Below are 11,174 nucleotides of genomic sequence, written 5' to 3'. Positions count from 1 at the left end.
ATTATCGCCGAGTTATATTGAGGCGTTATTCTCTTCCACACCACCATTATCGTTTATTGACATATATTTCACAGTGCCTGAGGTTTGGCTGTTTAGGTCGGTAACCGGCATTTCGCTACTGGAAAAGGGTAAAATAGATTTACTGCTCACCGGGAACTCTCTGGTACCGACCTTAAAGGTGACCGCGGAAAGAGAGACGTTCCACGGTGAGTTATTTTGAGCGACCAGTGCATAATTACCGTTTTGTTTTTGCAGCGACCATTTCAGATCTTTGACCGCCTGTCCCGGCGTTCCTTTTAAACCATCAGGACGGAAGAAAAGTTTAATCCGGGTACGAAATGCCAACTGTAGCTGATTGGGGGATTCCCCTTCTTTTAGTTTAGCTTTGGGGGGAATTTCCAGGGCGTTAAACCAGAACATGGATTCTTTATCTTGTGGCAAAGGTTGCCCGAGATAGGTAATACGTATTGACTGTCCTTTGTGTGGATCGACGCGCGAAACAGGGGGGGTAATAACGAAAGGCAGCTTGAGTTCTTGTGGGTTGGTTGTATCACGGCCGTCATCCAACCAGGTTTGAACCAGCAGCGGCCGTTGCCCACGATTTTCTAATGAAATAACGACATCTTTTACAGACTGCGGATAAATAATACGAGTGCCGGAAATGACAATATCAGCGCTTGCCTGAAAGGCTGCGACACAAGTCATTGCTACAATAAAGCTTTTTAAGCCGGTACTGAAGGTCAAATTACGCATGGAAATATCCACTCTCTGTTGGATCTGGCAAAAACTCCTCTGACCTGACGCCAGAGGAGTGAAGCATAATGATGAGACTTATTCGTACTGCATGGTGAAAGCAACCTGCGCCTGCACAACGCCACTGCTGACTGCGCCAGTGTTCATATACGCTACGTTGTAAATCAGTTCACCGCCGCTTTCATTATTATCTGGATCCCAGGTGACGTGCTGAGTGTTGTTGGTCTGATCGATTTTGATCAGATCACTTGCACCGTTACCGGCGTTGTGCAGAACCAGGTTAACGTTGGAGGCGGCGCCTTGCAGGCCGCTTTGAGGGACCAGTGCACCAGCGGTGCTTGCGCTTGAGCCTGACCAGGAGTCAAATTGGGCGCTGGCGCCTTTTGCGCTGGCATCACAGTTCGAGAGTACCAGGGTAAACGGCGTTTTCCCCAGCGCGCTATCAACGCTGTCAGTCGAGCCGGTCACGAAGTCTTTCACAAATACCGTTGGCAGAGTAACGTTGAAATCGTTAGTTGCTGCCTGAGTATTGATTGGATCATCTTTCAGTGAGATTTGGCAGGTGTTGCCAGAAACCAGACCGTGGAAAGTAATCGTACCTGCATCGGTGTTAGCGGCTAGCGCAGAACCAGAGAATGCAGCCAAAACGAATGCAGCTAAGGTATATTTTTTAAAAGCCATGATTAATATCCATATAAAAAAATATTTCTCGTCTCGAGAATGAGGTTAATTTACATAGCGTTAGCCATTAATAATATTAACTTTTTTAGTATATAGTAATACTTTCCCTTTCTAATAATTAGAATTGCTTAAATAATTTTTAATGAAAAATAATGTTATTTGTTTTCAATGGGTTGTCGTGCCTTTTTCTGCTTTCTGTATTTATGAAACAACTGGATTTTTATGTTTTAATTGAGGGGGTTCATCTATTTTGATATGATGTAAAAATAAATTTTAAAAAATTAATATTATATTCTAGATACAGTTTCTTCTAATATCATTAGCAGGCGGGAAATTGGTTTTGGTATTAAAGGTCCGAGTAATAAATATAAAAGAAGTGAAAGCCATTAATCTGCTTGTGCTTTATGTAAAACTAAACGTATTAACTTATCTTTTGCTTGCGTCACCTTTATGGTCTGTCAGCAATAAAAGTAAAGCAATAAAGTGGGTAAGCCAGATTGAACCATCTTAAATAGCCTCCATCCATAATACATTGGAGGCTATCGATGACTTAAATGAGAAGTGTAAGAATATCAGGCAACCTGGACCGGAATAGCTTTCGCGGTGCGCTTCATTTCGTTGTCGCCTTCAAAGTAGGCCACTTTCGGCCGCCAGGTACGGGCTTCTTCATCAGACATAGTGACGAAGCTGGCGATAATCACAATGTCGCCGACTTCAGCACAGTGCGCCGCCGCACCGTTCACCGAGATGATTCTGGAGCCGCGTTCAGCCGCAATAGCATAGGTTGAAAAACGTTTCCCGTTGGTCACGTTCCAGATATCAATAGCTTCGTTTTCCAGAATACCAGAGGCATCGAGGAAATCCTGGTCGATGGCGCAGGAGCCTTCGTAGTGCAGGTCCGCCTGCGTGACTTTTACGCGGTGGAGCTTGCCTTGCAGCATGGTGCGAATCATAACTTCTATACCCTGTCGTTTACCTTGGCTAAGCAGGCGCGAATGGCCTGCTTTGAGAAATTCTCAGGCAGTATTGCCTGATTTTTAACCCCTGTCTACTGGGCTAATGTAACGCTTTGATTATCGATCAGACGCGCCTGACCCAGCCAGGCGGCGGCCAGAATTACCGCTCGTTTACTGGTTTCCGTCAGTTCCTGCAGCGTGTCGGCATCACGGATTTGAATGTCGTCGGCACGGAAGCCTTTTTCATTCAATTCCTGCTCGGCAATGGCAATAATCTCTTGCAGCTCACGATTACCCGCAATCAGTTTTTCAGCGATGCCGTTCATCACTTTGTGCAGACCTGGCGCAATTTTGCGCTGCTCTGCGGTCAGATAACCGTTACGTGAGCTAAGCGCCAGACCATCTTTGGCGCGGATAATTGGCACGCCAACGATCTCAATGTCATAACCCATATCCGCCACCATTTTGCGGATCAGCGCAAGTTGTTGGAAATCTTTCTCACCGAAGCAGGCGATATCTGGCTGGATCAGGTTAAACAGCTTGCTGACGATCGTGGAAACGCCACGGAAGTGGCCTGGGCGGCTGGCGCCTTCCAGCATGGTGGAGAGACCGGGAACATCAACGAAAGTCTGGCCTTCCAGACCCTGCGGATAAATTTCTTCCACGGCTGGGGCAAATACATAATCGACTTTGCGCTTGTTCAGCTTTTCGCAGTCTTCCTGCAGCGTGCGCGGATAACGCACCAGATCGTCCGGCCGGTCAAACTGCATCGGATTGACGAAAATGCTGACGATGACCACATCGGCCCGGGCTTTTGCCTCATCGACCAGCTTCATATGGCCGTCGTGCAGGTTGCCCATGGTGGGAACCAGGGCGACGCGTTTGCCTTCCTGACGCAGACGGCGAATATGCTGGCGCAGCAGCGGCAGGGTTTCGATAATTAACACAACGAGACTCCTTAATGGAAACTGTGTTCTTCGCCCGGATAAACGCCGGACTCCACTTCAGCCATATACTGCCGTACGGCGGTGCGCATGTCGCCCGCTTCGGCAAGGAAATTTTTCGCGAATTTTGGAATATGACCGCCGGTGATGCCAAACGCATCGTGCATCACCAGGATCTGACCGTCGGTGACGTTGCCCGCGCCAATGCCGATTACCGGAATCGACAGAGCCTCAGTGACGCGCTTCGCCAGTTCAACCGGCACGCACTCGAGTACCAGCAACTGAGCGCCCGCGGCTTCTAAGGCCAGCGCATCATCCAGTAGTATCTGTCCGGCGTCGCCGCGGCCTTGAATTTTATAGCCGCCGAAGATATTCACCGACTGGGGTGTTAATCCCAGATGACCGCAAACCGGCACCGCGCGTTCGGTGAGCATTTTCACCGTATCCGTAAGCCATGCGCCGCCTTCGATTTTGACCATATTAGCGCCTGCTCGCATAACCGTGGCCGCGTTTTCAAACGCTTGTTGCGGCGTGGCATAAGCCATAAACGGTAGGTCGGCGAGCAACAGACAGTTGGGCGCGCCACGGCGTACGGCGCGGGTGTGATAGGCGATATCCTCCACGGTGACCGGCAGGGTAGAGTCGTGCCCCTGAATTGTCATGCCCAGGGAGTCGCCCACCAGCATCACGTTGATGCCAACATCGGCGAACAGTTTGGCAAAGCTATAGTCGTAGGCGGTAATCGTCGCGAAGCGCTTTTTCTCTTGTTTGCATTTCTGCAGCACAGCGATAGTAGTGGGTTTGCTCATAACCTCTCCGGCCATAATATTGATGAATAGAATGGCCGCATTGTAGGGGAATGAAGCGGAATAGCGTTAGCCCTTTGTGGGAATCTTATCGACCACCACTTAAACAGTCATCAGGGATAGTCGATGGTAAAAACACCGTTCGCTTTGAAATTTCCAGACCCAATTGACTGGGTTCCATCACGTTTAAGCGTGGCCAGGAAGTTGAGAGTTTGAGACTGGACCTTCCCGTTTTCGCTGCTGCCGTAGATATTATCATCGCCGGAAGTATCGCGCTGATCGTTATAGACTGATGTTGGGTCGTTTGGAATCATTACCATTTGCGAGCTATAGTTATTGGCCGCGCCGCTGATCTCCAGCCCCACGCCGGTGGCGTTATTCATCGTGAGAATATTGCCAAGCAGGGTAGGCGTTTTGGCCATCGTGGTGGTGGTGAGCGTCACGTTAATATTGCGCAGACCCTTGCAACCTGCCAACTGGATGGAAAATGGAACAGCAGTGGCACCGTTGATAATGTCGTTCGGACTGTAGCGGCCCAGATCGACAGTGGTGCCGCTAACGGTGCTACCGCTGGCGACGGGCTGTGTGGTGCAGGTGGGCTCCGCGATGGTTACTGAGCTAATATCAAAGGTTACATTCTGATAAAAACTATTAACGCCTGCCGCTGGGTTTTCATTCCAGATGCGGAGATGATAGTCGCCGTTTTTGAGCAAGGTGATCTTTGAATTGCCTGGTGTATAGGTTTGATCGGTATAAAAGGTGATTGCGGCATAAAACGACAACCCACCCCAGGTATAGTAATGCCCTGGTCCTGATAAATCTGGCCCTGTACATCCCCTTCCGTTACCCGCACTGACTGAAATCAGGTTGTGCATGATGCCGTTTTGCATTGCCGTTGATGGACCGCTTACCTGCAGAACGTACGAATGGAAGCTGCGTAGCGTGAGTGAGAAATAGAGACCCGTAATGTTCGTCTTAAAAATATCGACTCCGCCGTAGCTTCCTGCGGAAACGAGGCCAGACTCGATGGACAGGGCACCCGTAGTGCTTTGGCCCTGCTCTGAAACGTAGCAGAAAAGGCTATTATCTGCTGATGCTGAGCCATGAGAGTCGTTCCAGTTGATGGTGACGTTAGCAGGCGCCAGCTCGTTTGTCCGGCTGAAGTAGACGGTGCGTCCAGCAGGATAGATGAGCTTATAGGTACCATCTCTTGATGGGCCATCATATTCATAGTTCTGCTTACCGTTGCCTAATACGAAAGTATCCGTCTGGGCACAGGCTGTGGCAGAAAAAAATATCTGTATTATTAAATACATTGATAAAATGAAGGGAAATGACCTCTGCCATCCTCTGTTTTTATCATATTGCATCGGCGCGCTCCTTCTCATTGAAATCTCCTTCTCAAACCGGTGAATTTTTACTCATAATAAACAGACACCAGCACGCTGGATTTCACCGGGCCGCTGACAATTGACTGCCCTGGCTGCACCTTCTGCATCCGGGCGTAAAACGAATAGCGGCTATCGGCGTAGTCGGCGGCAGTGACGTCATATTGGCTGCGCGGCGTGCCGTCGGTGTTCATCACGTTATAGATATTGTTGGCATCGTTAATGGAGAAAATCACCACCCCCACATTTTTTGCTCCATTACTTTCATCGTTGGCGAAAATTTGCATAGAGCCGGGGGCAAAGCTGCCGGACAATGGGGAGAAATGCAGGATAATTTTCGACGGATCTTTGCCGCTGACCGGCATGCAGTCTTTCACGTGCACATAGAAGGTGCTGCCGCCATCGTATAGGTCTTCGGCGGTGATGCCGCTGGCGAAGTAGTCATAGCCTTTGGTGCCCAACTCAACGAGCCCATTATTGTCAAGCGAGACTTCACAGCTGGTATTGACAATATTGGCTTTGATTTCCACATCGGTATCAGCCTGACTTAGCGAGGCCAGCAACGATAAGCCGATGCCGACAGCGCCATACAATAATTTGCTCATCACATGTTACTCATAGGTAATGGTGAACAGGCCCTGGGTAGAGAAGGAGCCGGTGTGTAAATCCGCGACGGTGCTGCCGGAGGCGAGCACGATGCGGGCGCTGAGCGGCATGACGACCGTGGTTTCATCGCTGGCCTGCGCCAGATCGATCAGTTGCTGCGCCGGGTTGGCGCAGCTTAGCTGTTTGCTGCCGCTGCTACCCGGCGTTGAGGTGGTCCACACCTCGGCAGAGACGTTTGCCGCGTCGTTGCTACCGTTTAAGGCATTGCGGAATCCATTGCCGCCGCCGGAAGCGCCATCGCAGCCGGTTTTTGCCGTCAGGGTGACATTCGCCTGCTTTTTAGCCAGACCTACGCAGTCGCTGAATACCAGCGAAAAGGCGCGTGAGTTGGTTTTATTCACAACCTGCGGAATATAAACGTCGCCAATATCAACAATCCCGTTCGCTTTGCCGCTGTCGTCGTGCAGCGTGGCCTGGCAGGTTGACGGCGTAATGGTAGTGGATACCGTCATTTCCAGTGAGTTTGTGCCCGCGTAGCCCGGTGCGGCGGCAAGGAGAACAGACAGTGTGCTACATAGCCGAATGAGATATCGCATCAACGCAGCCTCCCGCTTATTTATAAGTAAAGGTAAAAATGGCCTTAGCCTGAAAATCACCGGTTGTCGGTGTCACTGAGGTACTTGCGCGGCGGAAAAAGGCGCTTAGCCCCATACCGTCGGCAATTTGGCTCTGGCTCCAGTCGGTTTGTTGCGTGCCATCGAGTCTCAGGCGGCTGCTGTCGTCACTGCCGGCGGGCTTAAAGCCTAGCCCAACGTTTTCAGCGTTTCCCTCGGTCAGGTCGTTTTTTATCATGAAGTTGGTCGTCGACAGCGTGACGCCTTTGATGGTCATCGCGATTGAAGCGATTGCGTTGTTGCACTCCTCCGGCTTGAGCTTAAAGCTGCCCTCGGTGCTGGCGGTGGCCTTAAGCAGTTCGGCGATCCCGATATTGGGAATAGTGAGCGCATACTGTGCGTCGCTACCGCTGAGCGATGCATTACTAAGGGGGCTGACCTTCATGAGACAGGTCGTTTCTTCAATGACGGCGGTGAAGTTAAGACTCAATCCCTGAGTACTGCTAAAGGCTGACTGCGTCAGCAGCGCGCTGGTGAGTGCCAGTGAGTTGACTACGTGGTGTGTTCTCATCCTGTGTCCTCGTAATCTATTGCATCTTGCAAGGGACGGCGTTGAAAATGGTGGTTTTACCCACCACCTTTTCATTGCCTGATGTGGTCTGGTAGTGCAATCGGCAGCTCTGCATTTTATTCTGCTGATTCCAGCGCACCTCCAGCTCGCCGCTCTCATTGATTCCACGAACAAATGCCTGGCTACCCTGACCAACAGTTCCCAGCAGAGTATTGTTCATATCGAAGACTTCGGCGGTAAAAGGAACCGGCTGGCTATCACTACGGATAAGGTTAATAATTGCAGAGCGCCCCTGGTCAGTTTCGAACTGACTCACCACCACCGCACCACGCCGTGGAATCACGGTCGCACTGGTGCTTTTCATTTCAATATCATTATCCAGCTCGTTAATATCGAGCGAGACGAGATTTTCCCTGTACGGTGTTAACGAACTGCCAATACCGTAACCGAAACGGTCGATAGTGCTGTTACCATAATCGATGCGCGCACCCTCCGCGCCTGGTGCATCAATAAGGACCAGCGTATCGCTATCGCCAAAGCTCTGGTTGCTGAAGGTGAGTCCTCCGCTGTGCAGCACAAAGCCCCCGTCGGTATTTAAGGAATACTGACGCGAGCTGTCGTTGCTGGCGGAAGCTGACGCGGCGATACTGCCATAGTCGGAGTCGTAGCTGACGTAGGAGCTGATGGTGGAGAGATCTTTCTCCTCTTTCTCCATGTCGTAGGCGGTACTGACGCTGTAGCTCCATCGGTTATCGGCGCTGTAACCATTGGCGCTGGTATTGAACTGATTACTGCCATCGAAATCACTGCTGATGCTGCTGTTTAGGGTGTGAAAGCCGCCCTTGTCTCTGTCAGTACCGAGCAATTTATCCAGGGGGATAGTCACGCTCAGATAGATGGAGTCATCACGTTTATCGTTTTCATCATATGTCCGTTGCAGGTTGATGCTATAGCTGGCCCAGCCCAGGCTGTTGCTGTAGCCCGCTGAGAAACTGCTGCGGGAATCATTGGTCACCCAGTAGTCGGCCCAACTGCCATTCAGATAGAGTGAGCCGTAGTTTGTGTCTTCGCTTTGCAGACTTTGATTGAGGCTGATCGTGAACTGATTTTTCATTCGCGAATAGCTGTTCATGCCGTGATCAGTGTTATCGTTACTGTGTTTGACATCATCAATAATGCTTAGCGCATCGTTCAGACCGAGATAGTCTTTTGTCGAATAGCGATAAGCGGCGATGTTTAACGAGGTGTCCGTCGGCGCGAAGAATTTATTCCACGATACGCGATAGCTCTGACCGCGATAGGTTTTATCGTCAGGAATGTCGGTCTGAGATTGGGTTATGTCAAAAGATACGGCGCCGATTAGAGTGTTCATTCCAAGTCCCAGTAACCCGGCAAAATAGCCATTATCTGTGGCCTGAATACCGCTAAAACCGGTGAAGGTACTGTTAAAACCGTAATAGAAGGTGCCCTGAGCCAGACCCGGCTCATCATGCAGGCTGTCGTCATTGACCTGGCCTACACTGAGGTCCCATTTGCCGACTCCGGGATGCATCATTTGCACCAGCGATGAAAACGCCTGGCTAAAGCTGTGTTTCGAGCCGTCGGCTTCAGTAATGGTGACTTCTAAATCGGCGCCATACCCGGATGGCGAAAGGTCATCAATGACAAATGGTCCTGGTGGTACTGTGGTTTCGTAAATTTTATAGCCGTTCTGCGTGATGGTAACTTTGGCGTTACTGTTGGCTACGCCACGGATTGTTGGCGCATAGCTGGCAAGCTGTGGTGGCAGCATCTGTGATTCACTATACAGGCGAACACCGCGTATATTGACAGTGTCGAAAGCTTCGCCGCTGGTACCGGATTCACCGATGACCAGTTGGGAACGCAGTGCGGCGATATCCCGCTGAACATAGCGGTTCTGATACTCAATATTGCTGTCGCCGTCTTTTTGCCAGGAGTAGTTGCCTTGGGCGCGAAAATGCCATGCGCCAAGGTTAATGCCACTGTTAAAACCAGCGTAAACGCTGTCTTCAGTACCATAGTTGTTTTCATTTTTCCAGGCGCTGATGTTGTAGGACAGCATTGCAGCAGGGATGCCATCATCCCATAGAGAGGGATCGACATAGTTGGCGAAGCCTTTTTGTACCCACATTTGCGGGACGCCAATATCCAGTCGCTGGTCGCCGCCGTCGTAATGGCTTTTCGACAGAGGAATCGCTTTTGCCAGGTCAAGGCAGTTGTTAACGCTTTCTTCGCGTTTCAACAGTAGCGCCTTTTCGGGCAGATCGTCAGGTATGCGGATATGCAACTGGCTTAATATTTTGGGTGTAATACACGCCTGCGTTTTGCCATTATTCGCAATATCAATAAATTCGACCTTTAGTGTGGTCACCAGATCGTTATTGACATAGCCGCTGACATCATAGAAGCCGGGGGCAATGGTATTACCGTCGGAATAACGACTAAGGTCGACTTTACTGGAACCTGGGCCCATTAAAAAGGAGCTGTCAAATTCAATCGTTTCGTTTTCGGCCCAGGCACAGACGCTGCCGGATAATAGCGTAAAGACAATAAAGCGAGCCAGGAAAGTGACCCTGAAATTTTTTGACAGCTGTTTCATTGGCGCATCCGAAAGTTTATAGGTATAGGTAAGCGTTAAATATCCACCTTGCCGTTGATTGCACCGCCGAAATCACTAATCGCGATATAGTTAATACTTGATTTGGCGGGCGCGCCTGTTAAGCCAGGAATGATGAAGTCGGCTTCTCCTTTGGGAGCAACCATTGAAGAGGAAACGGCATATTTTCGCCCGCTGACAACGGCTTCGACTTTATTAAACGAAATGTAATAACCAGTGGGATTTGTGACGTGAAGTACCGTTTTCCCCGCATTCTGTTGTATACGCCACTGTAATTTCTGCGGCGCTTCTGACGCGGCACCCTCCAGTCCTTCCGGGCGATAAAACAGTTTAATACGTGTACGAAAAGCTAATTGCAGGACGTTTTTTTCATTCACGTCAGCGTCTTTCATTTTGGGCGGCACTTCAAGCACGTTAAACCAGTAGATGCTTTCGCGATCTTTCGGTAATGCACGACTGCCAGTGTAGGTTAATTTTACCGTCTGTCCGCGTCCTGGTTCGATGCGGGACACCGGTGGAGTTGCGTTAAAAGGCACATTAATGGTGCTGGGGTCTGCATTTGAGTCGCCGTCATCCAGCCAGTTTTGTACCAGCGCTGGAGTTGAACCTTTATTCTCCAGACGGATGGTGGTGTCCTTTTGTGACTCTTTATAAACAATACGAGTGCCGGAAAGGACAATATCTGCGAACACGGGTTGAATAGCTGATAGTGAAGTAATGGTAAAGATGACACAAAAAAGAGAGCGACACGTCCTGGTCATAATTGTTCCTCCATGAGGGTAAATAAGGAGGAGGATCATGTTGAAGCACACGCTCTTCCTCCTGTGAAACACGAATGATTAGTCGTAGGTAACGGTATATGCTGTGTTAGATTTGACGTAGCCTGCGGTTACAGGGACAGCACCAGACTGCTTAACGTAAGAAACGACAAAGTTAAATTTCGCCACGCCGTCAGTATTAAAAGTTGTATTGTGAATGTCGGCAGCGTCATTTACTTTGACCTGGGTATAGGCCAGCGCGGCGCCGGAGTTATCGACCTGGTGGATCGCCAGGTTAACGCCAGTTGCCGGGTTGGTGATGGAGTCATCGTTGTTGAGCGTTCCATTGCTGTTGCTGAAGAACGTCGAGGCCATGCTCAGGTGCGCATTCGTATTTGTGTTAGTTTTTCCGCAGTCAACGGTAATATAAAACGGTTCTGGCTGAATACCGACGGCACT

Annotated in this window: 12 protein-coding genes; all 12 read right to left on the bottom strand. The window is 50.0% G+C overall.

Annotated features, from left to right (window positions below; translation table 11 throughout):
• Positions 1-12: 12 nt before the first annotated feature.
• A complete protein-coding gene (locus FDW92_RS00215) occupies positions 13-753 on the bottom strand; it encodes a fimbrial chaperone (RefSeq protein ID WP_042312250.1) in 741 nt (246 codons plus the stop codon).
• Positions 754-831: 78 nt separating this feature from the next.
• Positions 832-1,434 (bottom strand): fimbrial protein, encoded by a 603-nt coding sequence (locus FDW92_RS00210; protein ID WP_042312249.1) that lies wholly within the window; start codon positions 1,432-1,434, stop codon positions 832-834.
• A 572-nt stretch (positions 1,435-2,006) separates the two neighbouring features.
• Positions 2,007-2,387 (bottom strand): aspartate 1-decarboxylase, encoded by a 381-nt coding sequence (gene panD, locus FDW92_RS00205; protein ID WP_000621526.1) that lies wholly within the window; start codon positions 2,385-2,387, stop codon positions 2,007-2,009.
• A gap of 95 nt (positions 2,388-2,482) precedes the next feature.
• The gene (gene panC, locus FDW92_RS00200) at positions 2,483-3,337 is read right to left on the bottom strand and encodes a pantoate--beta-alanine ligase (RefSeq protein WP_042312241.1); all 855 of its coding nucleotides are present in this window, start codon (positions 3,335-3,337) and stop codon (positions 2,483-2,485) included.
• Between the two features lie 11 nt (positions 3,338-3,348).
• Positions 3,349-4,143 (bottom strand): 3-methyl-2-oxobutanoate hydroxymethyltransferase, encoded by a 795-nt coding sequence (panB, locus tag FDW92_RS00195; RefSeq protein ID WP_042312239.1) that lies wholly within the window; start codon positions 4,141-4,143, stop codon positions 3,349-3,351.
• A gap of 110 nt (positions 4,144-4,253) precedes the next feature.
• The gene (locus tag FDW92_RS00190; protein ID WP_157716792.1) at positions 4,254-5,510 is read right to left on the bottom strand and encodes a fimbrial protein; all 1,257 of its coding nucleotides are present in this window, start codon (positions 5,508-5,510) and stop codon (positions 4,254-4,256) included.
• Positions 5,511-5,557: 47 nt separating this feature from the next.
• A complete protein-coding gene (locus FDW92_RS00185) occupies positions 5,558-6,133 on the bottom strand; it encodes a fimbrial-like protein (RefSeq protein ID WP_042312236.1) in 576 nt (191 codons plus the stop codon).
• Positions 6,134-6,139: 6 nt separating this feature from the next.
• Positions 6,140-6,730: a fimbrial protein gene (locus tag FDW92_RS00180; protein ID WP_042312234.1), complete on the bottom strand. Its 591-nt coding sequence runs from the start codon at positions 6,728-6,730 to the stop codon at positions 6,140-6,142.
• A gap of 16 nt (positions 6,731-6,746) precedes the next feature.
• Positions 6,747-7,319, bottom strand: a complete 573-nt coding sequence (locus FDW92_RS00175; protein ID WP_042312233.1) for a fimbrial protein — start codon at positions 7,317-7,319, stop codon at positions 6,747-6,749.
• A gap of 16 nt (positions 7,320-7,335) precedes the next feature.
• Positions 7,336-9,939, bottom strand: a complete 2,604-nt coding sequence (locus FDW92_RS00170) for an outer membrane usher protein (protein ID WP_052511199.1) — start codon at positions 9,937-9,939, stop codon at positions 7,336-7,338.
• A gap of 35 nt (positions 9,940-9,974) precedes the next feature.
• Positions 9,975-10,718 (bottom strand): fimbrial chaperone, encoded by a 744-nt coding sequence (locus tag FDW92_RS00165; RefSeq protein ID WP_042312230.1) that lies wholly within the window; start codon positions 10,716-10,718, stop codon positions 9,975-9,977.
• Between the two features lie 78 nt (positions 10,719-10,796).
• On the bottom strand, positions 10,797-11,174 hold a 378-nt coding region (locus FDW92_RS00160), incomplete at its 5' end, for a fimbrial protein (RefSeq protein ID WP_349290310.1).

The organism is Citrobacter sp. wls706 (assembly GCF_005281305.1).
In the GTDB taxonomy this organism is placed as follows: Bacteria; Pseudomonadota; Gammaproteobacteria; order Enterobacterales; family Enterobacteriaceae; genus Citrobacter; species Citrobacter werkmanii.
Note: the sequence above shows the minus strand (reverse complement) of the source record. Positions and strands in the feature narration are given on the sequence as shown.